The sequence below is a fragment of the Streptomyces sp. NPDC046557 genome, from assembly GCF_040645975.1.
GTDB lineage: Bacteria > Actinomycetota > Actinomycetes > Streptomycetales > Streptomycetaceae > Streptomyces.
The window spans coordinates 118804-141028 of sequence record NZ_JBEYZH010000009.1 but is presented as its reverse complement, the minus strand read 5'-3'; the positions used below and the strand labels follow the sequence as shown (position 1 = coordinate 141028).

General features: G+C 73.0%; 21 protein-coding genes and 1 tRNA gene. 11 read left to right on the top strand and 11 right to left on the bottom strand.

Features of this window, described 5'->3' with window-relative positions; translation table 11 throughout:
- Window positions 1–80 precede the first annotated feature (80 nt).
- Window positions 81–770 (bottom strand): histidine phosphatase family protein, encoded by a 690-nt coding sequence (locus ABZ934_RS18680; RefSeq protein WP_361314156.1) that lies wholly within the window; start codon window positions 768–770, stop codon window positions 81–83.
- Window positions 771–825: 55 nt separating this feature from the next.
- On the opposite strand from ABZ934_RS18680, the gene corA reads away from it, so the two are divergent.
- Window positions 826–1827 (top strand): magnesium/cobalt transporter CorA, encoded by a 1002-nt coding sequence (gene corA / locus ABZ934_RS18675; protein ID WP_361314154.1) that lies wholly within the window; start codon window positions 826–828, stop codon window positions 1825–1827.
- Between the two features lie 15 nt (window positions 1828–1842).
- Here corA and ABZ934_RS18670 read toward each other — a convergent pair whose 3' ends face one another.
- Both ABZ934_RS18670 and ABZ934_RS18665 read right to left on the bottom strand, forming a co-directional pair.
- The gene (locus ABZ934_RS18670; RefSeq protein WP_361314151.1) at window positions 1843–2631 is read right to left on the bottom strand and encodes a ferritin-like domain-containing protein; all 789 of its coding nucleotides are present in this window, start codon (window positions 2629–2631) and stop codon (window positions 1843–1845) included.
- A 202-nt stretch (window positions 2632–2833) separates the two neighbouring features.
- Complete coding sequence (locus tag ABZ934_RS18665) at window positions 2834–3883, bottom strand: LLM class F420-dependent oxidoreductase (RefSeq protein ID WP_361314149.1); 1050 nt, start codon at window positions 3881–3883, stop codon at window positions 2834–2836.
- A 100-nt stretch (window positions 3884–3983) separates the two neighbouring features.
- Here ABZ934_RS18665 and ABZ934_RS18660 point away from each other — a divergent pair, with 100 nt between their 5' ends.
- Together ABZ934_RS18660 and ABZ934_RS18655 are read left to right on the top strand one after the other, a co-directional pair.
- The gene (locus ABZ934_RS18660) at window positions 3984–4976 is read left to right on the top strand and encodes an aldo/keto reductase (RefSeq protein WP_361314147.1); all 993 of its coding nucleotides are present in this window, start codon (window positions 3984–3986) and stop codon (window positions 4974–4976) included.
- A complete protein-coding gene (locus ABZ934_RS18655; protein ID WP_361314145.1) occupies window positions 4973–7225 on the top strand; it encodes a helix-hairpin-helix domain-containing protein in 2253 nt (750 codons plus the stop codon). Before ABZ934_RS18660 ends, ABZ934_RS18655 begins: the two co-directional genes overlap by 4 nt.
- 63 nt (window positions 7226–7288) lie before the next feature.
- On the opposite strand, the gene ABZ934_RS18650 is transcribed toward ABZ934_RS18655, so the two are convergent.
- Entirely contained in the window at window positions 7289–7951 is a 663-nt protein-coding gene (locus ABZ934_RS18650) for a hypothetical protein (protein WP_361314143.1), read from the bottom strand.
- Window positions 7952–7998: 47 nt separating this feature from the next.
- Here ABZ934_RS18650 and ABZ934_RS18645 point away from each other — a divergent pair, with 47 nt between their 5' ends.
- Window positions 7999–8187, top strand: coding sequence for a DUF5703 family protein (locus ABZ934_RS18645; RefSeq protein ID WP_112452273.1), 189 nt, complete (start codon window positions 7999–8001; stop codon window positions 8185–8187).
- Between the two features lie 72 nt (window positions 8188–8259).
- Here ABZ934_RS18645 and ABZ934_RS18640 read toward each other — a convergent pair whose 3' ends face one another.
- The 3 genes from ABZ934_RS18640 to ABZ934_RS18630 form a co-directional block, all read right to left on the bottom strand.
- Entirely contained in the window at window positions 8260–9036 is a 777-nt protein-coding gene (locus ABZ934_RS18640; RefSeq protein WP_361314140.1) for a chaplin family protein, read from the bottom strand.
- 153 nt (window positions 9037–9189) lie between these two features.
- The gene (gene chpH, locus ABZ934_RS18635) at window positions 9190–9423 is read right to left on the bottom strand and encodes a chaplin ChpH (protein ID WP_361314137.1); all 234 of its coding nucleotides are present in this window, start codon (window positions 9421–9423) and stop codon (window positions 9190–9192) included.
- A 137-nt stretch (window positions 9424–9560) separates the two neighbouring features.
- Window positions 9561–10886, bottom strand: coding sequence for a M20/M25/M40 family metallo-hydrolase (locus ABZ934_RS18630; RefSeq protein ID WP_361314135.1), 1326 nt, complete (start codon window positions 10884–10886; stop codon window positions 9561–9563).
- Window positions 10887–11051: 165 nt separating this feature from the next.
- Here ABZ934_RS18630 and ABZ934_RS18625 point away from each other — a divergent pair.
- Window positions 11052–11139, top strand: a tRNA-Leu gene (locus tag ABZ934_RS18625).
- 127 nt (window positions 11140–11266) lie between these two features.
- Here the strand turns inward: ABZ934_RS18625 and ABZ934_RS18620 are convergent.
- The 4 genes from ABZ934_RS18620 to ABZ934_RS18605 form a co-directional block, all read right to left on the bottom strand.
- A complete protein-coding gene (locus ABZ934_RS18620; protein WP_361314132.1) occupies window positions 11267–12706 on the bottom strand; it encodes an amino acid permease in 1440 nt (479 codons plus the stop codon).
- Window positions 12707–12925: 219 nt separating this feature from the next.
- On the bottom strand, window positions 12926–14470 hold the full coding sequence (locus ABZ934_RS18615; RefSeq protein ID WP_361314129.1) for an APC family permease: 1545 nt from the start codon (window positions 14468–14470) through the stop codon (window positions 12926–12928).
- A gap of 76 nt (window positions 14471–14546) precedes the next feature.
- A complete protein-coding gene (locus ABZ934_RS18610) occupies window positions 14547–15494 on the bottom strand; it encodes a hypothetical protein (protein WP_361314127.1) in 948 nt (315 codons plus the stop codon).
- 1152 nt (window positions 15495–16646) lie between these two features.
- Complete coding sequence (locus ABZ934_RS18605) at window positions 16647–18302, bottom strand: FAD-binding dehydrogenase (RefSeq protein WP_361314124.1); 1656 nt, start codon at window positions 18300–18302, stop codon at window positions 16647–16649.
- Between the two features lie 74 nt (window positions 18303–18376).
- On the opposite strand from ABZ934_RS18605, the gene ABZ934_RS18600 reads away from it, so the two are divergent.
- The 6 genes from ABZ934_RS18600 (at window position 18377) to ABZ934_RS18575 (ending at window position 22217) form a co-directional block, all read left to right on the top strand.
- Window positions 18377–18910, top strand: a complete 534-nt coding sequence (locus tag ABZ934_RS18600) for an NUDIX domain-containing protein (protein WP_361314122.1) — start codon at window positions 18377–18379, stop codon at window positions 18908–18910.
- Window positions 18911–18914: 4 nt separating this feature from the next.
- Entirely contained in the window at window positions 18915–19313 is a 399-nt protein-coding gene (locus ABZ934_RS18595) for a DUF202 domain-containing protein (RefSeq protein ID WP_361314120.1), read from the top strand.
- Window positions 19310–19642, top strand: a complete 333-nt coding sequence (locus ABZ934_RS18590; RefSeq protein WP_361314117.1) for a DUF202 domain-containing protein — start codon at window positions 19310–19312, stop codon at window positions 19640–19642. The genes ABZ934_RS18595 and ABZ934_RS18590 overlap by 4 nt, the downstream gene beginning before the upstream one ends.
- An 83-nt stretch (window positions 19643–19725) precedes the next feature.
- Window positions 19726–20022 carry a hypothetical protein gene (locus ABZ934_RS18585; protein ID WP_361314114.1) on the top strand — a complete coding sequence of 99 codons (297 nt, stop codon included), beginning with the start codon at window positions 19726–19728 and terminating at the stop codon, window positions 20020–20022.
- 94 nt (window positions 20023–20116) lie between these two features.
- A complete protein-coding gene (locus ABZ934_RS18580; RefSeq protein ID WP_361314111.1) occupies window positions 20117–21028 on the top strand; it encodes an MBL fold metallo-hydrolase in 912 nt (303 codons plus the stop codon).
- Window positions 21029–21173: 145 nt separating this feature from the next.
- Window positions 21174–22217 carry a phosphotransferase family protein gene (locus tag ABZ934_RS18575; protein ID WP_361314109.1) on the top strand — a complete coding sequence of 348 codons (1044 nt, stop codon included), beginning with the start codon at window positions 21174–21176 and terminating at the stop codon, window positions 22215–22217.
- Window positions 22218–22225: the final 8 nt, after the last annotated feature.

Genomic DNA, 22225 nt, shown 5'->3' with positions numbered 1-22225 from the left:
CAGTCTCCAAGTGTCGGTTGCAGGGGCGGGGCGTGGGCGGGCAGCCTGTGTCGGCCCGTCCACCCTACTGCGCCGTTCGATCAGGCCGCGCCCGCGCCGCCGCCCACGACGGCGTCCCCGCCGTCTTCGGGCGATTTGCGCGGCACGAGGGCGGCGAAGTCCCCGGTGTCGCCGAGGCGGAACAGGAACGGGCGGGTCGGGGTGTAGCGGATGGCGGTGACGGAGCAGGGGTCGACGTGGATCCGTTGGAAGAGGTCGAGGTGCATGCCGAGGGCGTCCGCGACGAGCGACTTGATGATGTCGCCGTGCGAGCACATGAGGAAGACGGCGTCGGCGCCGTGCTGCTCCTCGATCCGCGCGTTCCACTCCCGTACGGCGTCCACGGCGCGGGCCTGCATGGCGCGCATGCTCTCGCCGCCGGGGAAGGCGGCGGCGGAGGGGTGCTGCTGGACGATCTTCATCAGGGGTTCGTCGGCGAGTTCGGATAGTTTGCGCCCGGACCAGTCGCCGTAGTGGCACTCGCCGATCCGCTCGTCGGTGTGCAGCTCCAGCCCGGGGCGGGCGGCCAGCAGCGGGGCGAGGGTTTCCCGGCAGCGCTGGAGCGGGCTGCTGACGACGGCGGCGAGCGGCACCCCGTCGAGGCGCCCGGGCAGTGCGGCGGCCTGTTCGGCGCCGCGTTCGTCGAGGCTCACTCCCGGGGTCCATCCGGCGAGCAAGCCCGCGGTGTTGGCGGTGGACCGCCCGTGCCGTACGAGGATCAGCGTGGCCATGGGGCCACCCTAAGGGCTGGTGGCGGTGTGCGGGACGGGGGCGGGTCAAGGGAGAATGCCCGGCGTGATAGTCGACTGCGCGATGTACCGGGACGGCCGCCGCTCCGAGGCCCCCGAGGATTTCTCGGATGCCCTCGACGAGGCGCGGGCGACGGGTGACGCCTTCCTGTGGATCGGGATGCACGAGCCCACGGAGGACGAATTCGAGCACGTCAGCCGGGAGTTCGGGCTGCACAAGCTGGCGGTGGAGGACGCGCTGACCGCGCATCAGCGCCCGAAGCTGGAGGTCTACGACGATTCGCTCTTCGTCGTCCTCAAGCCGGTCCTGTACGACGACGACACCGACACGGTGACCACGGGCGAGCTGATGGTGTTCATCGGCGACTCCTTCGTGGTCACGGTCCGGCACGGCGAGGGGGCCGCGCTGGCCGCCGTGCGCCATCGCCTGGAGCAGGATCCCGAGGTGCTGCGGCACGGGCCGACGGCGGTGCTGTACGCGATCTCCGACGCGGTGGTGGACCACTACATCGAGGTGGCGGCGGAGCTGCAGGCGGACTTGGAGGAGCTGGAGGCCGAGGTTTTCGCGCCGAACGCCTCTGACAGCCGGCACACGAAGACCACGGCCGCCCGGATCTACGGCTTCAAACGGCAGGTGCTGGAGTTCCGCCGGGCCACCAGCCCGCTGCTCGGGCCGATGGACCGGCTCGCCTTCGGCAACGTGCCGTTCGTGCACGAGCGCTCGCAGCCCTTCTTCCGCGATGTCGCCGATCACCTGACCAAGGCGAACGAGTACATCGAGGGACTGGACCGGCTGCTGTCGGACGCCTTGTCGGCGCACCTGGCGCAGATGGGCGTCCGGCAGAACGACGACATGCGCAAGATCTCCGCGTGGGCTGCGATGGCGGCCGTCCCGACGATGGTGGCGGGGATCTACGGGATGAACTTCGACCACATGCCGGAACTCCGGCAGGGCTGGGGCTATCCGGCGGTGCTGGTGGTCATGGTGGCCGCTTGCCTCGGGCTGCACCGGCTGTTCAAGCGCCGCGGCTGGCTGTAGGGGTGTCCGGGGCGGTCAGGCGTAGCCGGCGGTGGCCGTCGGTACGCCGCCCAGCGCGTCGCGCCGCCGGGGCATGCGCAGGCTGACCATCCGGTGCCAGCCGCTGAACCGCTCGTAGGCGTACACCCCGCGGATTCCGGCCGCGAGGGTGGCCGCCTTGGGCCCGGGCCAGCGCAGCAGCCGTCCCATGTGGTCCATGACGGCGAGGCTCACGTCCCGGTAGACGGCGATCTCGGCGAGGGCGCTGTCGCGGAGCACCCGCTGGATGGTGCGGCCGTGGCCGGCGCGGACGAGGGCCAGCAGTTCCTCGTGGCAGTAGGCGAGGTGGTTGTCCTCGTCGTGGCTGATCATGCGGATGGCCTTGCCGACCTCGGGGTGGTCCCCGAAGTGCCTGAGCAGCATGTCCATCTGGTCGGCGGCACGCTGTTCGGTGACGCGGCTGTGCGCGAGGTAGACGACGATGTCCTCCTCGGTCAGCGGCTCGTCGCGGCGCAGCTTGTCGTGCGCGAGGCCGATGCCCCGGCGTTCCAGCAGCATCGTGTAGTCCGTCTCGGGCGGGACCGGGACGGCCGGCAGCCCCCGCTTGCGCAGCAGGGCCCTGAAGATGCGTCCGTGCTTGTCCTCGTCGGCGCCGTGCCGGGTGATCTTGGGCGCGAGGTGGCGCATGCCGTCGGGCACGAGGGCGGCGATCCGGCCGTTCTCCCAGCCGCCCTGGGATTCCCCGCTGGCGGCGATGGAACAGAACAGCTGGAAGGAGTCGTCGTTGTCGACGATCTCCTGGAACAGGCTGCGGGCAGAGGACATGTTCCGAGTCAAGGACGGATGTGGTGACCGGGCAACCGATACGTGAGGGGACTCGGCCGAATGAACGAAGTGAAGGCGGTGGCCCCAGGGCGTAACCCCGGGGCCGCCGCGCGCGTTGTTGGCTGTGTCGGCCGTGGCGGGGAAGACCCCCCGAGCCCCCACCACGGCCGCGGGGCGCTCCTCAGGCGCCGCGGGGCGTTCCTCAGGCCAGACCGGCGTGTTCCAGGGCCTCGACGCCGGCCCGCAGGGCGGTGACCCGCTCGTCGAGGGTGAACCCGGCCGGGGCGAGCGTCAGGGTGGTGACCCCGGCGTCGGCGTAAGCGCGCATCCCGTCCGCGATCCGCTCCACGGAGCCGAGCAGGGTCGTCGAGTCGATCAGCGAGTGCGGGACCGCGGCGGCGGCGCCCGACTTGTCGCCGCCCAGGTACTTGGCCTGGATCTCGGCGGCCTCCTTCTCGTACCCCATGCGCTGGGCGAGCTGGTTGTAGAAGTTCTGCTTCGGGCTGCCCATCCCGCCGACGTACAGGGCTGTGTAGGGGCGGAACGTGTCCGCGAGGGCGTTGACGTCGTCGCCGACCGCGAGCGGGACGGTCGGGCAGACGTCGAACCCGTCCATCGTCAGCCCGGCCTTCTCGCGGCCCGCCCGGATGTGGCGCAGGGCGGTCTCCTCCAGGTGCTCGGCCGCCGGGAAGATCAGCAGCGCCCCGTCGGCGATCTCGCCGGTCTGCTCCAGGTTCTTCGGCCCGATGGCGGCGATGTAGAGCGGGATGTGTTCGCGCTCGGGGTGGACCGTGAGCTTGATCGGCTTGCCGGGGCCGCCGGGAAGCGGGAGGGTCCAGTGCTGCCCCTCGTAGGAGAGGCGCTCACGGCTCATGGCCTTGCGGACGATCTCCACGTACTCGCGGGTCCGGGCGAGCGGCTTGTCGAACTTCACGCCGTACCAGCCTTCGGACACCTGCGGTCCGGAGACACCGAGGCCGAGCCGGAAGCGACCCTTGGTCAGGGAGTCGAGGGTGGCGGCGGTCATGGCCGTCATCGCGGGCTGGCGGGCCGGGATCTGGAAGATCGCCGAGCCGACGTCGATGCGCTCGGTCTGGGCGGCGACCCAGGCCAGCACGGTGGCGGCGTCGGAGCCGTACGCCTCGGCGGCCCAGCAGACGTCGTAGCCGAGGCGGTCGGCCTCCTGGGCGACGGCGAGGTTGTCGCCGTCCATGCCCGCACCCCAGTAACCGAGATTGATGCCGAGCCGCATGAGTCGTCCCCTTACCGGTTTACCGATCAGTAACGTAGGTCTGCGGGGACTGTAGCGCGCCCCGGTCGTCGGCGGCAGTGCCCCAGTAGTCTCAGCGCTCATGGAGCAGAGGCATCTCGGCCGCACCGGCCTGCGCGTGTCCCGGATCGGCCTCGGCACCCTGACCTGGGGACGGTCCGCGGAGGGACCGGACGAGGCGGGCGCCGCAGAGCAGTTGAAGACCTTCTGGGAGGCGGGCGGCACGCTCGTCGACACCGCCGACGTGTACGGGGGCGGGGAGGCGGAGTACCTCCTCGGGCGACTGGTCGACAAGCTGGTGCCGCGCCGGGAACTGGTGATCGCGACGAAGTCGGGTTCCGTCCGGGACCCGGACCGGCGGTGCGACGCCTCGCGCGGGCACCTGCTTGCGGCGCTGGACGAGTCCCTGGCCCGGCTGGGAACCGACTACGTCGATCTGTGGCAGGTGCACGCCTTCGACCCGCACACCCCGCTGGAGGAGACCCTCCAGGCGCTGGACCTGGCGGTCGCCGCCGGCCGGGCCCGGTACGCGGGGGTGACGGGGTTCAGCGGCTGGCAACTGGCGAAGGCCGCGACCTGGCAGCTCGCGGCGCCCGGCACCCGCACCCGGCTCGCCTCCACGCAGATGGAGTACTCGCTGCTCCAGCGGGGCGTGGAGCGGGAGGTGCTGCCGGCCGCGCTGGACCTCGGCGTGGGGTTGCTGCCGTCCTCGCCGCTGGGGCGCGGGGTACTGACGGGGAAGTACCGCGCCGGGACCCCGGCGGACTCGCGGGCCGCGTCGCAGACCATGGCGGCCTTCGTGGACCCGTACCTGGACGAGGCGTCGGGCCGGATCGTGGACGCGGTGGCGACGGCCGCGCACGGGCTGGCGGTGACCCCTCTCCAGGTGGCGCTGGCGTGGGTGCGGGACCGGCCGGGGGTGGTCGCGCCGATCGTCGGCGCGCGTACGGCGGCGCAGCTCGGGGCGGCGCTGTCGGTGGAGGCCCTTAGTCTTCCGGAGGAGATCTGCCGGGCGCTGGACGACGTGTCGGCGCCCGTGCACCGCTACCCCGATCAGGACTGGAGCACGCTGTGAGTACCGAGCCCGCCGCCACCGCCGACGCGGACGAACCGGAGACCCCCGGCCCGGAGGCCGGGGCGGTCGAGGGCACGCGTGCCCCTGAGCCTTCCGGCGGGGAACCCGCACAGCGGGCGTCGGACACCTCCGCCGGCGAGTCCGGCCCGGGCCCGGAGGACGACGCGGGCGCGGACGGAGGGGAGTCCGACGCCCCAGGGGACGCGGACGGGACGACGGCCGAGGAGGACGGGACGACGGCCGAGGGTGCCAAGCCCGAGCTGACCGAGGCCCAGGCCGAGCTGGCCGCGCAGCGGATCGAGCGGGAGCGGATCGCCCGGCGCAAGGCGGAGCGAGAGGCACCGGTCGAGGCGGGCGCGAAGCTCAGCGGCACGGCCGCCGATCTTCTCGCGGCGGTCCGGGCGGTCGAGAGCGGCGCCAAACCCCCCGCCGCGTACTTCGACGACGCCCCGGCCGCGCCGCGCAAGGCCGCCACCCCCACTCCCCCGCAGCAGCCCCGCGCACCCGCGCCGGCCGCCGCGCCCGGCGACATCGAGGGCGTACGGGCGGTGCTGGCCCGGGGCGGCGCCCCCGAGGCGCTGGCCGGGACGGCGGCCTCCGCGCTCGGCGAGGGGGCCGCCCAACAGCTCACCGAGAACCCCTGGCGGCTGCTGGCCGTGGCCGGGGTACGCCCCACCCAGGCCGACGGCTTCGCCCGCGCCCTGCTGGGAGCCGGGGCCGGCCCCGGGGACGAACGCCGCGGCGGCGCCCTGGTCGGCTGGCTGCTGACGCAGGCCGCGCTCAAGGGGCACACCGCACTGGAGGCCCCGGTCCTGGAGAAGGCGCTGGCCCAGTACGGCGTACCGGACCCGGCCGGAGCCCTGGAACAGGCCATCGGCGAGGGCGCCGTGCTGGTCTTCCACGAACCGTCGGCCGACGCCGGGTCCGCCGACTCCGAGAAGGCCGTGGGGTCCGGGCAGGCCGCGGAAGGCGACCAGGACGGGCATGACGAGCATGACGAGCAGCCCGGCACGGTCCTGGTGGGGCTGGAGGGCCACGCGCTGGCCGAGGAGAGCCTGGCCGACGGGCTGGCCCGCCTGGCCACCACCTTCGCCGGCCCCGCCGACTGGGAGGCGGAGGCCGCGGCCGGCGGCGTCGGCGCCGAGCTGGTCCGGGCCGTCTCCGGCCACGGCGTGGTCACCCACACCGGAGGCGAGGCCGCCCGCACCGAACCGCGGGCCCTGCTGGAGGCCGCCCGCCGGCTCGGCCTGCGGGCCGCTCTGGCCGCGCACACCCCGGCGGAAGGCGCCGTCACCGTCGCCGGTCTGCTCGACGGGAGCGAGGGGCCCGGGCGGGATGCTGACGGACAGTTCGCGCTGGACCTGCTCATCGTCCTCGACGCGCCCCAGTTGGACGTGGAAAGCGCGGCCGCGCTGGTGGAGTCGCTGCCGGACGGGGCCCGCCTGGTGCTGTCCGGGGATCCCGGCGTGCTCGCTTCCGCGGGGCCCGGCCGGGTGTTCGCCGATGTGCTGGCGGCCAAGACGTACCCGCGGATCGTCTCCCGCGTCCCGGACCCGGGACCACTGGGCGAGCTGGTGTCCGGCATCGGCGTCGGGGAGTTGAACCAGGTCGACGCCCCCGGCAAGGAGGTCGTCATCGTGCCGGTGCGGGAGGCGGGCGAGGCCGTCCACCGCACGGTCCAGCTGGTGGCCGAGTCCGTGCCGCGCGCCTTCGGGATTCCGGCGCGGGACGTACTGGTGATCACCCCCGGCCACGGCGGTTCGGCGGGGACCCGGGCACTGAACGCGGCCCTCAAGGAGCGGCTGAACCCCGGCCCGGGCCGCTTCGGCGGCTTCGACCCCGGGGACCAGGTGGTGTACGTGGCCGCGCCCGGCCGGGCCCTGCCGGCCCGGATGGTGTCGGCCGACGCGCAGGGGCTGCACCTGGAGGCGGCGGGCGCGCGGATCGTCGTACCGAAGGAGCGGGTGGAGTCGGCGGTGCGCCACGGCTGGGCCGTGACCGGGCACCAGGCCGTAGGGCTGCGCCGGCCGGCGGTCGTCGTGGTGCTGCCCGGCGACGCGGCGGACGCGTTGTCCCGGGACTGGGTGTATACGGCGTTCGGCCGCGCCGAGCGGCACCTCTCGGTGGTGCACGGAGTCGACCAGGCGCTGCCGCGCGCGGTGGCCGGGGTACCGCCCAAGCCGCGCACGACACGTCTGACGGGTCTGTTGCGGGCCCTCGCGGCGGCCGCCGGGGAACAGCCTCGGTAACGGGCGTGGTGACCGGATGGGCCCCCGGCCGCCGGGGACGGGGGCCCATTCCGTCAAGGGCGATCAGGCCGGGGTGAGCCCCGGGGCCGCGGCCCCGTCGGTCGCGTCGTCGTCCTCGAACTCGTCCGGCTCCTCGTCGAAGACGGAACTCACGTCGAACCGGTGCAGTACGTTCTGCGCGTCGGCGTGCTCGAAGGGCGAGTCGAGCCACTCCCCCGGTTCCGCGACCTCCTCCGCGGCGGCGATCCACAGCGTGGAGTCGCCCTCCTCCAGGCCGAACTCGCGGTAGCGGGAATGGATCTCGTCGGGCTCGTACTCCCCGAAGAGGACGCCCAGCGCTCCGGCGGTGCCGCCGTCCTCGACGGGCTCGGCGTCAGGGTCGTGCGCGGCCACGCGGTCGGCCTGGGCGATCAGACGCTGTGGTTCGACCACCGCGTAGTCGCGGCGGATGAGCACGCTGAACGCGGCGGGCTCGGCGGGCCCGGTGTACGGAACGCCGTCCTCGGGGGTGGGGATCTCGAAGGGAGTGACCTCGTCGTAGCGGTCGTAGAGCAGTTCGTCGTACTCGTCGGCGGCGGAGGCGAGCTCGTTGAACGCGGCGTAGACGGCCGGGTCGTCGTCCCCGATCCTGCTCTCGACCGCGGCGAGGTGACGGTCGAGCGCGGCCTTGACCGCCTCGGCGGCGGCGCGTACCTCGGCAACAGTGGGCAGAGCGGCATCAGACATAGTGCAGACGCTATCCGTAGCGGGCCTCTGCCCGCACAATAGATGCGATGCCGGAATACGAATTTGTCGACCTGTACGTGCCCCGAGGGGTGCCCCGCCAGGAGACGACTCGCCTGTTGACCGACCACGCCGAGTACGGGCACTGGGAGCTCGACCGGCTGACGCTGCTCCGGGACGGCAGTCGCCGCGTGCGATTGCGCCGCCGGATCATCCGTCAGGTCCGCGCCACGTGGTGACGCGGGCCCCCGGCGGGGGGCCCGCGTCAAAGGTAGCCGTGTGCCGTGCGGGCCGGCCGTTCGTCCGTGCCGTCAGGCGGCGTTGCGGGCGCGCCGGTAGAGCACGCTGCCCGCGAGCAGCAGGCCGCCGGCGAGCGGCAGGCCGGCCGTCAGGACGTCACCGGACCCGGTGGCCGCGAGCCCCCCACCATGGCCCTGGCCGGGCGCCGCGGGGTTCCCGGGGTTCCCGGGAGTCCCGGGGTTGCCGGGCGTGCCCGGGTGGCCCGGGGTGCCGGGCGTACCCGGGTGGCCCGGGGTGCCGGGGTTGCCCGGGTGCCCCGGAGTCCCGGGGTTGCCCGGGTGCCCCGGGGTGCCGGGGTTGCCCGGGTGCCCCGGAGTCCCGGGGTTCCCCGGGTGCCCCGGAGTCCCGGGATGACCCGGGTGGCCCGGGTGGTCGTCGTCGCACGGCTCGTCGGGGTGGCCGGGGTTGCCCGGGTGGCCCGGCGTTCCGGGGTTGCCCGGGTGGCCCGGCGTTCCGGGGTTGCCCGGGTGGCCCGGCGTTCCGGGGTTGCCCGGGTGGCCCGGGTGGCCCGGGTGGTCGGGCTGCGTCGGGCCGCCCGCGTTGACGCAGCGGTTGCCGAAGGCCGGATTGAGGCCCCCGATCACGGTGACCGTGTTGCCGCAGGCGTTCACCGGGACGTCCACGGGCGCCTGCACGTTGTTGCCGGACAGCACGCCCGGCGAGTTCACGGCGTGTCCCGCCGCCCCGGCGTCCGCGTGCGCGTAGCCACCGCCGAGCGCCAGCGCGCCCCCAGCGGCCGCCACGGTGATCAGGGTCTTCCTGGTGATTTGTACTACGGGTCGTCGCATCTGTACTCGTCCCCATGCTGTGTACGTTCGGTCGGCGTACAGGCCGTACACGCTCCCCCGCCCGCGACGCCGAATAGAAAGAAGAAGCGGGCCCGAAAGCCCGGCAGCCCCGGAACGCTGGAGTGCGTTCCGGGGCCAAGCACTTCAGACGCGTCAGCCGTTGACGCAGGTGTTGCCGAAGGCCGGGTTCAGCAGGCCGATCACGTTGACGGTGTTACCGCACACGTTGACCGGGACGTGGATCGGGACCTGAACGACGTTGCCCGACAGGACGCCGGGGGAGCCGATGGCCGCACCCTGGGCGCCCGCGTCGGCGGCGGCCATGCCCGCACCCGCGAGAACCAGACCACCGGTAGCAGCCGCAGCGGCGACAACCTTCTTGAGCATTGTTCCTCCTAGTAGGCAAGTGCGGTCCCAGCCGCGGACCGCACCACCTGTAACGAGGAGGGATCACCAGGGCTACGAGCGTATGAGCGCATTCACTCTTCTCAGTGGAATCCGCACACCTTCGCGATTCCAGGGCGTTAGGCGTTGTCGATGAATCGGTCCAGTACGCGAACACCGAACTTCAGCCCGTCCACCGGGACCCGCTCGTCCACTCCGTGGAACATGCCCGCGAAGTCCAGCTCGGGCGGCAGTTGGAGCGGCGCGAAGCCGAAGCAGCGGATGCCCAGGTCGTCGAAGGACTTGGCGTCCGTGCCGCCCGAGAGCATGTAGGGGACCGCTCGGGCGATCGGGTCCTCCGCCGTGAGCGCGCCCTGCATCGCGTCGACGAGCTTCCCGTCGAAGTCGGTCTCCAGGGCCTTGTCGGCGTGCACGTCCTCGCGCTTCACGCGCGGGCCGAGGATGCGGTCGAGGTCGGCGAAGAACTCGTCCTCGTAGCCCGGCAGGAAACGACCGTCGACGTGCGCGGTGGCCTGGCCGGGGATGACGTTGACCTTGTAGCCGGCGCCCAGCATCGTCGGGGCGGCCGAGTTGCGCAGCGTCGCGCCCACCATCTTGGCGATGCCGCCGAGCTTGGCGAGCGTGGCGTCCATGTCGTCGGGGTCGAGCGGGGTTCCGAGGGCGTCCGAGAGTTCGTCGAGGAAGGATCGAACGGTCTTGGTCACCCGGACCGGCCACTGGTGGCGTCCGAGTCGGCCCACGGCCTCGCACAGTTCGGTGATCGCGTTGTCGTTGTTGGTCATGGAGCCGTGACCGGCGGTGCCGTCCACCGTGAGCCGCATCCAGTGCATGCCCTTCTGGGCGGTCTCCACCAGGTAGAGGCGGAGGTTCTCGTTGACGGTGAACGAGAAACCGCCGACCTCGCCGATGGCCTCGGTGACGCCCTCGAAGAGGCCGGGGTGCTTGTCGACGAGGTGCCGGGCCCCGTAGACGCCGCCCGCCTCCTCGTCGGCGAGGAAGGCGAGGACGATGTCGCGCGGGGGCTTGCGGCCACTGCGCATGCGGTCGCGGACGACGGCCAGCGTCATCGCGTCCATGTCCTTCATGTCGACTGCGCCGCGCCCCCACAGGCACCCGTCGGCGATCTCACCGGCGAAGGGGTCGTACGTCCAGTCGGCGGCATTGGCGGGAACCACGTCGGTGTGCCCGTGGATCAGCAGCGCCGGACGCGAGGGGTCCTCCCCCTCGATGCGGGCGACCGTCGAGGCCCGTCCCTTGTGCGACTCGAAGATCTGCGGCTCCAGCCCGACCTCGGCCAGCTTCTCCGCGACCCACTCGGCCGCCTTGCGCTCGCCGGGGCCCGAGTGGTCCCCGTAGTTGCTGGTGTCGATCCGGATGAGGTCCCGGCAGAGGTCGACGACCTCGTCCTCACCGGAGACGGTCCTGCCCGCGCTCGACTCGCTCACGTGTTCCTCCCACTGATCGGTACCGAATGCCTCCCCCATCCTCCCGCCCCGGGCCGCCGTCCCCAAGGGCGTTCCCCGGTCACCGGGGGTGTGATCGAGGGCCCCGGAATGTTTGGTAATGTTTTCCACGTCGGAACGGCCGCAGGGCCGCGAGACAGACACCTTGTCCGGGTGGCGGAATGGCAGACGCGCTAGCTTGAGGTGCTAGTGCCCTTTATCGGGCGTGGGGGTTCAAGTCCCCCCTCGGACACCAGCGAGAAGACCCCACGTCATGTGGGGTCTTCTGCGTTTCCGGGCCGATCGGGCGCGGGGCCGGTCCGTCGCCCCCCGGAACGCGGAAGGACCCCGCCTCGGCGGGGTCCTTCGTCGTGGCGGGGTGGTCAGTCGCGCGCGGCGGCGATCGCGGCGACGCGGCCGCGGACCAGGAACCAGCCGCCCACGAGGGCCGCGGCGATGGCCGGTACGAAGAGGACCGTGGTGCGGCCCACTCCGCCGTCGCACCACATCAGGACGAGCACGGTGAGCAGGAACGCCAGCGTGACGATCTGGGTGTACGGGGCCCAGGGCAGCCGGTAGGCGGGGCGCTCCACGCGGCCCTGCTTGGCCCGGCGCCAGAAGTGCAGCGAACAGAGCATGACCATCGCCCAGGTGCCGAGGATGCCGAGGGAGGCGAAGTTGAGGACGATCTCGAACGCGTCCTTCGGCATGTAGGCGTTCAGGGCGACGCCGGCGACGCCGAAGGCGGCGGTGAACAGGACACCGCCGTAGGGGACCTTGCCCTTGTTCATCAGGCCGGTGAACTTGGGCGCGGAGCCGGACATGGCCATCGAGCGCAGGATGCGGCCGGTGGAGTAGAGGCCGGAGTTGAGGCTGGAGAGCGCGGCGGTCAGGACGACCAGGTTCATGACGCCGGCGGCGCCGGGGATGCCGAGCTTGTCGAAGACGGTGACGAACGGGCTCTGGTCGGCCGAGTACGCGGTGTACGGGAGCAGCAGCGCGAGCAGGACGACGGAGCCGACGTAGAAAAGGCCCACGCGCCACATGATCGAGTTGATCGCCTTCGGCATGATCTTCTCGGGGTTCTCGGTCTCGCCGGCGGCTACCCCGCACAGCTCGACGGAGGCGTAGGCGAAGACCACGCCCTGGATGACCAGGAGCATCGGGAGCATGCCGACGGGGAAGATCCCGCCGTTGTCGGTGATCGAGGACAGGCCCGGGGTGTGGCCGTCGATGGGGTGGCCGGTGGCGACGAGGTAGATCCCGACGGCCAGGAACACGACCAGGGCGGCGACCTTGACCAGGGAGAACCAGAATTCCATCTCGCCGAAGTACTTCACCGAGATCAGGTTCGCGGTGAGGACGACGGCGAGGGCGATGAAGGCGAGCACCCACTGGGGGACATCGGTGAACATCGCCCAGAAGTGGGCGTAGGTGGCGGCGGCGGTGATGTCGGCGACCGTGGTGGTCGACCAGTTCAGGAAGTAGAGCCAGCCGGCCGCGTAGGCGCCCTTCTCGCCCATGAACTCGCGCGCGTAGCTGACGAAGGCGCCGGAGGACGGGCGGTAGAGAACCAGCTCGCCGAGGGCCCGGACGACGAAGAAGGCGAAGATCCCGCACACCGCGTAGGCGATCGCGAGGGAGGGTCCGGCGCCGGCGAGCCGGCCTCCGGCGCCGAGGAACAGGCCGGTGCCTATCGCCCCGCCGATCGCGATCATGTTGATGTGGCGGGACTTGAGGTCCTTGCTGTAGCCCTCGTCGCCGGCGTCGACGTGCGGGGAAGACGGCGGGCTGGGGGCCTTGGCCAAGGTGCTGTCACTCATGGGATGACTTCGCCTTCGTGGGTGGGACAGGCAGGTCCCGGCCGCCACGCAGGGGAGCTGGGTGGTCTCACCTGTGCCGCGGTCCGGAGGGTTGGTGGCCCCAGGAGACCATGAGGCTCGGCTGCCCGCCAAAAACACGTTCATGTGCGCCGAAGCCCCCGGCGACCATGGAAAGGGGTGCCGGGGGCTTCGTAGGCGCTCGAAAGGGGTGTGCCTCGGTCAGGCGCGCGGGGCGGACTCCGCCGCCTGGTCGAGGCGGAACGCCTCGTTGCCCAGCCCGATCCGGGCGTGCGCCTCGGGGCGGCGGGAGCGCAGCAGCAGGCCGTGTACCAGGCCGGCGAGCGCGGCGACGGCGATGATGCCGGGCAGCACCCAGCTGAGGGCGGAGCCCTCCTCCGCGCCGACCAGGACCGTGAAGTCCTTGACGGTGTAGACCGCGATGAACAGCAGGGCGAGGCCCGCGGCGCCGGCCGCGACGAGCCGCCAGACCTGGGCGCCGGCCGTCCCCCGGCGGACGAAGAAGGCGATCACGGCGAAGGAGGCCGCGGCCATGAGGAGGGTCACGCCGAGGGCGCCGACGCTGCCCATCCAGGTGAACAGGTGCAGGACGGGTGCGGTCGGGTCGCCGGCCGGCTTGTCGTCGGTCACCGCGAAGGCGAGGACGACGACGGCGGCGATGCCGGTCTGCAGGAGCGAGCCGGTGGCGGGGGCGCCGGTGCCGGCGTTGGTGCGGCCGAAGGGGGCCGGGAGGAGGCCCTCGCGGCCCATGGCGAAGGCGTAGCGGGCGACCACGTTGTGGAAGCTGAGCATGGCCGCGAACATGCCGGTGACGAACAGGACGTGCAGGACGTCGGTGAAGGCGGTGCCGAGGCGGCTCTCGGTGAGCTGGAAGAGCAGGCCGGGGCCCGCTTCGGCGGACGCCTTGACGACGTCGCCGGGTCCGGTGGCGACGGTGAGTGCCCAGGCGCTGAGCGCGAAGAAGAGGGCGACGAAGCCGACGGCGAGGAACATGACGCGGGAGACGACGATGTGCGGCTTGCTGGTCTCCTCGGCGTAGACCGGGGACTGCTCGAAGCCGACGAAGGCGGCGATGCAGAAGCACAGGGCGGTGCCGAGGCCGGCTCCGCCGAGCGTCGAGGGGTCGAAGGCGTGCAGCGAGAGCCCTTCGGGGCCGGGCTTGCCGAGGGCTGCGAGGTCGAAGACGACGACGAGGACGCATTCGATGAGGAGCAGGACGCCGAGCACCTTGGCGTTGAGGTCGATCTTCAGCCAGCCGAGCGCGCCGGTCGCCGCGACCGCGATCATGGCCGGGACCCACCAGGCGAGCTCGACGTCGAGGTAGGTGGCGAAGAGGCCGGAGATCTCGAAGCCGAGGATGCCGTAGACACCGACCTGCATGGCGCTGTACGCGATGAGGGCGACGAAGGAGGCCGCCGAGCCGGCGGTGGGGCCCAGACCGCGGGCGATGTACGCGTAGAAGGCACCGGCGTTGTGGACGTGACGGCTCATCTCGGCGTAGCCGACGCTGAACAAGGCGAGTACGGCGCCGAGGACTACGTACAGCAGTGGCTGGCCGACGATCCCCATGACGCCGAAGATCGTGGGCATGACGCCGGCGACGACCATCAGGGGCGCGCTGGCGGCGAGCACGGAGAGCAGCAGGCCGGCGGTGCCGAGCCGGTCGGCGCGCAGGGCCCGGTCCTGGCCCTTGTACGTCCGTATCTCGGACGCGTCGGTGAGCGTGGTGGATCTGCCCGTCGGCATGGCGGGTGTCCTTTCGGGAAGTGCGGTGGCGTCGGGGACGCCGGGGGACGTCGGGGACCGGGGGATCCCCGAGGGGTCAAGCGGTGCCGAGCGCGGCGCTGCGCGCGGCGAGGAATGCCTTGTGCGGGTCGAGGTCGGGGTAGGACCAGGGGGCGCGGGTGGCGTGGCTGCCGATGCGGTGGAAGAGGGCGGCGGCCTCGGCGGGGCGGCCTTCGCAGAGCTTGGCGTGGGCCAGGAAGTTGAGGTCGACCCGGTTGCGGGGGTGGTCCTCGCGCTCCCATTCCAGCCACCAGTCGAAGGCCGAGCGGAGCACTTGGCGGGCCCGGCGGCCGGACCAGTGCGCGGCGGCCGCCTCGGGGCTGCGGCCGTGGATCGCGGCGAGGACGCGGTAGCGCTCGGCGTGTGCGATGACGGGGAGCACGGCGAGCGGTGAGTCGGCCGGGGACTCCTCGGCGGCCCAGGCGGCGAAGTCGTAGACCTCGTGGAGCGGGTCGTGCCCGGCGGCGGGGTTGCGTTCGGCGAGCTTGGCGACCATGAGGTGGTGGGCGTGGTGGTGCTCGCGGTGGCGGGCCCGCACCTGGTCGAAGTGGCGGCTGAACTCTTCTTCGGTGCCGAAGGCGCGGGAGAGGAGGAGCAGGCCGAGCCAGGGCGTGGGGTCGGCGGGGAGCAGCGCGGCGGCCCGGCGGCATGCCTCGTCGGCGGCCTCGGGCGCGCCCTTGCGGCGCAGGGCGGTGAACACGGCGGCGCAGGCGAGGAGGGTGGCGGCGTCGGCGCTCTCGGGTTCGGCGAGCAGCCATTCGCGGGCCCAGGCGGTGGCGGCCGGGGTCTGGGCGAGGACGACGACGCGGTGGCCGCGGCGGTCCCAGTCGTCGCCGGTGGCGACCAGGAGGGAGCGGGCCTTGGCCCACCGGCCCTGGGTGAACTGGGCGCGGACGTCGACGAGTTCGGCGTCGCAGAGGGCGGGGTCGAAGAGCTGGGCGTCCCGCTTGCGGGCGCGGCCGAGGGGCGGCGGAGGCGGGGACATCCGCGGGTTCCCTCCTGGACACGGACGCGGGTGGACGGCGTGCGGGCAGCACGCGCGGGGACGGTTCGGGGTGGTGCCGGTGATGCGGTGGGCCTGAAGTGGCCCGGGTGGTGCGGTTGGTGTGGGTGGTGCGGCTGGATCGCGCCGGTCGACGACCGGATGATCACGCACAGCAAACCGGTGAGCACAGCTCCGCGTCAAGGTCCAGCCCGGGGCGTGGCGGGTTTCAAGTGCATGGCACCAGGGGAGAGTTGAGGCGCTTGTTCCGGTTTGACCGTACCGTCGCGGCGTCGGCCGGGGGCCGTCCGCGATGGCCCCTCGGCGACCGGCGACGCTCCTTCCGGGGGCCGGTCCGCTCTGCCCGGGCCGCGCCGCGAGGGGGCTGCGGCGGGTGCGGCGACCTGCGCGAAGACCGTGGCGGCGCGAACGCGGTACGCGTGGCGACCGCGAGGCCCGGCGCCGCCCGCGGCGGCCCCACAGACGCCGGGAGCGGGCCCGGCCGGCTGTCCGGGGGCTGTCGTCGAGGTGACGGGCGCGGAAGCGCCGGGGCCGCCTGGCGCGGGCCCGGGCGGCGCGCCGGCGAAAGGAAGCGTCCGAGGGTCAGTGGCCGAATGGCGATCCCGGGTCGGCGCGGTGCCTCTCGGGCCCCTGCGCGGTCCGGGCGGGCGGTGCGGCAGCGCGTCGGTTCGCGAAGCCCCTCGCCCGGGGTCATGCGGGAACTGCCGTACGGGCTTTCCCGTACGGGCGGTGCTGCACGGGCCGCCATCCCCGGGTGGGCACTCCGGTACGGACGGTGCCGCGCGGGCGGTCGGCGTGCGGGCCGCGGGGCGGCTGTACGCCAAGTGCGCCGCCTGGGGCACCCGTGCCGACCTGCCCCACGGGCGCCCCGCGCGGGCACTCCCGGTACGGGCGGTGCCGCGCGGGCGATCACCGTACGGGAGCGCGGCGATGGGCGGTAGGGCGTCGGTACGCGGAGTGCCTCGCCCGGGTACCCGTGCGGGGGCGGCCGTACGGGCCGTGGCGGTACGGGTGATACCGGGCGGGCATCCCCGTACAGGCGCCCGGGCACGGGCATTCCCGCGTCGGCCCTCCCCGTACGGGCCCTCCCGGTCGGCGGCGCAGGGGGCGCCTGGGAGGGAAGGCGCGGGGCGGTCAGGCCACCGCCTTGGCCGCGGCGCGGCCCGCCGCGCGGCCCGAGAAGACGCAGCCGCCGAGGAAGGTGCCTTCCAGGGCGCGGTAGCCATGGACTCCGCCGCCCCCGAAGCCCGCCGCCTCGCCGGCCGCGTACACGCCGGGGAGCGGCTCGCCGGCGGCGGTCAGCACCCGGGAGGACAGGTCGGTCTCCAGGCCGCCGAGGGACTTGCGGGTCAGGACGGACAGCCGGACGGCGATCAGCGGGCCGGCCTTCGGGTCCAGGATGCGGTGCGGCGCGGCGGTGCGGATCAGCCGGTCGCCGAGGTACTTGCGCGCTCCGTGGATCGCGGTCACCTGGGCGTCCTTGGAGAACGGGTTGGCCATCTCCCGGTCGCGGGCCACGACCGCCTCGTGGACGGTCGCCTCGTCCAGCAGGTTCTCCTTGGTGACGGCGTTCATGCCGCGCACCAGCGAGGCGAGGTCCCGCTCCACGACGAAGTCCGCACCGCGGTCCATGAACGCCTTGACCGGGCCGGGCACGGCCTGTCGGGCGCGGTCTATGACGTCGCGGACCGACTTGCCCGTGAGGTCGGGGTTCTGTTCCGAGCCGGAGAGGCCGAATTCCTTGCCGATGATGCGCTGGTTGAGCACGAACCAGGTGTGGTCGTGGCCGGTCTTCATGATGTGGTCGAGGGTGCCGAGCGTGTCGAAGCCCGGGAAGAGCGGAACGGGCAGCCGTTTGCCGGTGGCGTCGAGCCAGAGCGAGGACGGTCCGGGCAGGATGCGGATGCCGTGCCGGGCCCAGATCGGATCCCAGTTCTCGATGCCCTCGGTGTAGTGCCACATCCGGTCCTTGTTGATGTGGCTGGCCCCGGCTTCCTCGGCGATGCCGAGCATGAGGCCGTCGACGTGGGCCGGGACCCCGGACAGCATCCGCTCGGGCGGGGTGCCGAGGCGCTCCGGCCACTGGGCGCGGACGAGGTCGTGGTTGCCGCCGATGCCGCCGCTGGTGACGATCACCGCTTGGGCGCGCAGCGAGAAGGTGCCGATGCTCTCCCGGCCGCTCGCGGAGCCCCGTACGGCGTCGGAGGGTTCCAGGATCTCGCCGCTGACCGTGTCCACCGCGCCGGCCGTGCGGGAGAGGCCGGTGACGCGGTGGCGGAACCGCAGTTCGACCAGGCCGCCGGCCACGCCGGCGCGGACCCGGCGTTCGAACGGGGCCACCAGGCCGGGGCCGGTGCCCCAGGTGATGTGGAAGCGGGGCACGGAGTTTCCGTGGCCGCCGGCGTCGTAGCCGCCGCGTTCGGCCCAGCCGACGACGGGGAAGAAACGGACGCCCTGGGCGTGCAGCCAGGGCCGCTTCTCCCCGGCCGCGAAGTCGACGTACGCCTCGGCCCAGCGGCGCGGCCAGGCGTCCTCCTCGCGGTCGAAGCCGGCGGTGCCGAGCCAGTCCTGGAGGGCGAGGTCGCGGCTGTCCTTGATCCGCATCCGGCGCTGTTCGGGCGAGTCGACGAAGAACATGCCGCCGAAGGACCAGTGCGCCTGGCCGCCGATCGATTGTTCGGGCTCCTGGTCGAGCAGGATGACCTTGCGGCCCGCGTCGACGAGCTCGGCGGTGGCCACGAGACCCGCGAGTCCGGCTCCGATCACGATCACGTCTGCGTCGTACGTCATGGGCTGCCCGTCCTTGGTCGGTGGTGGGGCAGATCCTTTGCTACGGACCGGTAACCCGTCAACAGAGGTGTTGGATGGATCGTGTGAGCGCTGCCGATGAGGTACTGGACGTGGTGGACCGGGACGACCGGGTGACGGGGCGGGCGCCGCGCGGTGAGGTGTACGCGCGCGGCCTGATCCACCGGTGCGTGTTCGTGCGGGCCCGGGACGCGGCGGGGCGGGTCTTCGTGCACCGCAGGACCGCCTCCAAGCTGGTCTTCCCCTCGCACTACGACATGTTCGTGGGCGGGGTGCTGGGTGCCGGGGAGGACTACGCGCGGGCGGCGCTGCGCGAGGCGGAGGAGGAGTTGGGGGTGCGGGGGCTGGAGCAGCCGCGGCCGCTGTTCAAATTCCTCTACGAGGGGCCGGGCGGCGCCTGGTGGTCGTATGTGCACGAGGTGCGGTGTGAGCTGCCGGTGCGTCCGCAGGAGTCCGAGGTGGCCTGGCACACGTGGCTGTCGGAGGACGAACTGGCGGAGCGGGTGGCGGAGGGCGCCTGGGCGTGGGTGCCGGACGGGCTGGAGGCGTACCGGCGGCTGCGCGCGCGAGGGGCGGCGCCAGTAGATTGACCGGGTGATCGACTTGGTCAAGGACGTGCGCCTCTGGTTTGCCCCCCAGCGGTTGAAGGACGAGGGCGAGACCCCGGACTACCGGTTCTCGCTGGCCAACGAGCGGACGTTCCTGGCCTGGATCCGGACCGCGCTGGCACTGGTGGGCGCCGGGTTCGCGGTGGACCAGTTCCTGCCGGACCTGCGGTGGGGGGTGCGGGTCGGGATGGCCTTCGCGCTGCTGGCGGTGGGGGCGGCCTGTGCGCTGCGGGCGGTGAACCACTGGATGCGGTGCGAGCGGGCGATGCGGCGGGGCGTGGACCTGCCGGTGTCCCGGTTCCCGCTGGTGATGGGCCTGGGGGTGGGGCTGGTCGCGGGGGCGATGGTGGTGGTCGTCCTGCTGGGCCTGACGAACGGGCGGTGAGGGCGGTGCCGGGGCCGGGGCCGGACGAGGGGCGGGACGCGGGGCTCCAGCCGGAACGGACCCGGCTGGCGTGGCGGCGTACGACGCTGGCCTGTTCGGTGGCGGCGCTCCTCGCGCTGCGCCAGGCGCTGCGCGGATCGGGTGCGCCCCTGGAGGTGGGCGGGGCGGCCGTGATCGTACTGGTGTGGCTGGCGTTCCTGGGGGTGGCGCACCGGCGGATCCGGGAGTTGGAGGCGCGCCGTCCGCCGGTGCTGGCGCCGCGGGTGGCGTTGGGGGCGGTGTTGTGCGTGGTGGCGCTGGCGGCGTTCGCCGCGACGGTGATCACCTGATCGGACGGTCGGATGATCCGCCTTCTCCGCGCCATCGGGGACGCGCCGGACATATGGGGATGATCCGCACTAACGTCGGGGCCATGACGACCCTCCACCAGGAACACCCCCTGCACGAGCACGCACACGGCCCCGACTGCGGCCACCCCCGCGTGCTCCACGGCGACCACGTCGACTACGCGCACGACGGCCATCTGCACCGGGAGCACTCGGGGCACTGGGACGAGTGCGAGACCCGGGGACACACGGCGCACGAGGACCACGGACACGAGCACGGCCCCGCGTGCGGACACGAGAGCGTGCCCCACGGCGACCACGTCGACTACCTGCACGACGGGCACCGGCACGCCGAGCACGAGGGCCACTACGACGACCACTGACCCGGCCGTCGGCAGGTAGACCCCGCCCTCCCCCGGCGCCGCGACGGCCGGCAGGATGCTGATTTGCTGTCAAGCGACCCCGGGGGAAGCACGCATGACCATCGATGAGCCGTACCTCGTCCAGCCGGCGCCCGGCGTGTACGCCTACGTGCAGCCGGACGGCGGCTGGTGTCTCAACAACGCCGGGTTCGTCAGCGACGGCGGCCGGACGCTGCTCATCGACACCGCCGCCACCGAGCGCCGGGCGCTGGCCCTGCGGGACGCGGTCGTGGCGGCCGGCGTACCGCTGCCGCGGACCGTGGTGAACACCCACCACCACGGCGACCACACCTACGGCAACGGCGTGTTCACCCCCGAGGCGCTGGTCCTGGGGCACGACAACGCGCGCTCCGAGCAGCTCGCGGCCGGGCACCAGCTGGAGATGATCTGGCCCGCGACCGATTTCGGCGCCATAGAGATCACCGCCCCCTCCCTCACGTACAGCGACCGGATGATCCTGCACGTCGGGGAGACCGAGGTCCGGGTCATCCACCCGGGCGTCGCGCACACCACCGGGGACTCGATCGTCTGGCTGCCCCGGCAGCGGGTCGTCTTCACGGGGGACCTGGTCTTCGCGGAGGGCACCCCGTTCCTCGCGATGGGCTCGCTGGCTGGGTCCCTGCGGGCGCTGGAGCTGCTGCGCTCGCTGGGAGCGGAGACCGTCGTACCGGGCCACGGGCCGCTGACGGACGCGTCGGCGTACGACGCCACCGAGCGGTACCTGCGCCACGTCGTCGAACTCGCCCGGGAGGGACGGGCGAAGGGACTGACCCCGTTGGAGGTGGCGCGGGAGGCCGAGCTGGGCGAGTTCGCCGCCTGGCGGGAGAGCGAGCGGTTGGTGGCGAACCTGCACCGGGCCTACGCGGAGTTGGCCGGGGAGCCCGAGGGGGCGCCGTTGGACATCCTGGCCGTGCTGAAGGACATGACCGTGATGAACGGCGGGACGCCGATACTCTGCCACGCCTGAAGCGGCCTGACGCGCGGGCCGCGGGGGTGTCCGGGGCCCGCGCCGCGCCATTTCCCGACCCGGGACACTGGACGGCATACCGACTGGTCGGCATGATGGCTCCCGTCCGTCCCACCGTCGTCCACTCCGCACGGAGGTGCGCCCCATGACCTCAGCACCCGCCCCGCCGCCGGCCGGCCCACGGGGCCTCGACCTGGACCGGCTGCGCGGCCACCTCGACGTGGCGCGCCCCGGGCTCGTGGCCGGGCAGCTGAGCGGCCGACTGATCGAGGGCGGCCGGTCGAACCTCACGTACGTGATCACCGACGGGTCCGCCCGCTGGGTCGTGCGGCGCCCGCCGCTCGGCCACGTCCTGGCCACCGCGCACGACATGCGGCGCGAACACCGGGTGATCCGGGCCCTGCACGGGACGGCCGTGCCGGTGCCCGAACCGGTGCTGTTGTGCGAGGACGAGGCGGTGCTCGGGGCGCCGTTCTACGTCATGGAGTACGTGGACGGGGTCCCCTACCGGACGGCCGACCAGCTCGCCGCCCTCGGACCCGAGCGCACCCGCCGGGCCGTCCTCGGCCTGGTGGACACCCTCGTCGACCTGCACGCGGTGGACCCGGAGGCGGTGGGTCTGGGCGACTTCGGCCGCCCCGAGGGCTTCCTCGACCGGCAGCTGCGCCGCTGGGGCAAGCAGCTCGCGGCCTCCCGGGGCCGGGACCTCTCCGGGATCGACGAACTGCACGGCGCGCTCGGCCGGGCCCTGCCCGACTCCCCCGCCCCCACCGTGGTGCACGGCGACTTCCGGCTCGACAACGTGCTGATCGGCGGCCCCGACGACACCATCCGGGCGGTGCTGGACTGGGAGATGTCCACGCTCGGCGACCCGTTGACCGACCTCGGGCTGCTCGCCATGTACAGCGCCGACCTCGGGCTGACCGACTCCCCCGTCAGCACGACGAGCGGCGCGCCCGGCCATCCCTCGCCCGCCGAGCTGATCGAGCGCTACGCCACCCGCTCGGGCCGGGACACCGGGGCGATCTCCTGGTACACGGCGTTCGCGTGGTTCAAGCTCGCGGTGATCCTGGAGGGCATCCACTACCGCTTCACGCTCGGCCAGACCGTCGGCGCGGGCTTCGACCGGATCGGCGAACTCGTCCCGGTCTTCATCGAACACGGCCTGAACACCCTCCAGGAAGGCTGAGGCACCCG

What these genes read in the sequence shown, in the direction of transcription:
- ABZ934_RS18585 (WP_361314114.1), top strand. Translation starts at nt 19,726, where the DNA reads ATGACGACCCTCCACCAGGAACACCCCCTGCACGAGCACGCACACGGC.
- ABZ934_RS18605 (WP_361314124.1), bottom strand. Translation starts at nt 18,302, where the DNA reads ATGACGTACGACGCAGACGTGATCGTGATCGGAGCCGGACTCGCGGGT.
- chpH (WP_361314137.1), bottom strand. Translation starts at nt 9,423, where the DNA reads ATGCTCAAGAAGGTTGTCGCCGCTGCGGCTGCTACCGGTGGTCTGGTT.
- corA (WP_361314154.1), top strand. Translation starts at nt 826, where the DNA reads ATGCCCGGCGTGATAGTCGACTGCGCGATGTACCGGGACGGCCGCCGC.
- ABZ934_RS18670 (WP_361314151.1), bottom strand. Translation starts at nt 2,631, where the DNA reads ATGTCCTCTGCCCGCAGCCTGTTCCAGGAGATCGTCGACAACGACGAC.
- ABZ934_RS18660 (WP_361314147.1), top strand. Translation starts at nt 3,984, where the DNA reads ATGGAGCAGAGGCATCTCGGCCGCACCGGCCTGCGCGTGTCCCGGATC.
- ABZ934_RS18640 (WP_361314140.1), bottom strand. Translation starts at nt 9,036, where the DNA reads ATGCGACGACCCGTAGTACAAATCACCAGGAAGACCCTGATCACCGTG.
- ABZ934_RS18575 (WP_361314109.1), top strand. Translation starts at nt 21,174, where the DNA reads ATGACCTCAGCACCCGCCCCGCCGCCGGCCGGCCCACGGGGCCTCGAC.
- ABZ934_RS18665 (WP_361314149.1), bottom strand. Translation starts at nt 3,883, where the DNA reads ATGCGGCTCGGCATCAATCTCGGTTACTGGGGTGCGGGCATGGACGGC.
- ABZ934_RS18650 (WP_361314143.1), bottom strand. Translation starts at nt 7,951, where the DNA reads ATGTCTGATGCCGCTCTGCCCACTGTTGCCGAGGTACGCGCCGCCGCC.
- ABZ934_RS18600 (WP_361314122.1), top strand. Translation starts at nt 18,377, where the DNA reads ATGGATCGTGTGAGCGCTGCCGATGAGGTACTGGACGTGGTGGACCGG.
- ABZ934_RS18645 (WP_112452273.1), top strand. Translation starts at nt 7,999, where the DNA reads ATGCCGGAATACGAATTTGTCGACCTGTACGTGCCCCGAGGGGTGCCC.
- ABZ934_RS18610 (WP_361314127.1), bottom strand. Translation starts at nt 15,494, where the DNA reads ATGTCCCCGCCTCCGCCGCCCCTCGGCCGCGCCCGCAAGCGGGACGCC.
- ABZ934_RS18615 (WP_361314129.1), bottom strand. Translation starts at nt 14,470, where the DNA reads ATGCCGACGGGCAGATCCACCACGCTCACCGACGCGTCCGAGATACGG.
- ABZ934_RS18680 (WP_361314156.1), bottom strand. Translation starts at nt 770, where the DNA reads ATGGCCACGCTGATCCTCGTACGGCACGGGCGGTCCACCGCCAACACC.
- ABZ934_RS18620 (WP_361314132.1), bottom strand. Translation starts at nt 12,706, where the DNA reads ATGAGTGACAGCACCTTGGCCAAGGCCCCCAGCCCGCCGTCTTCCCCG.
- ABZ934_RS18580 (WP_361314111.1), top strand. Translation starts at nt 20,117, where the DNA reads ATGACCATCGATGAGCCGTACCTCGTCCAGCCGGCGCCCGGCGTGTAC.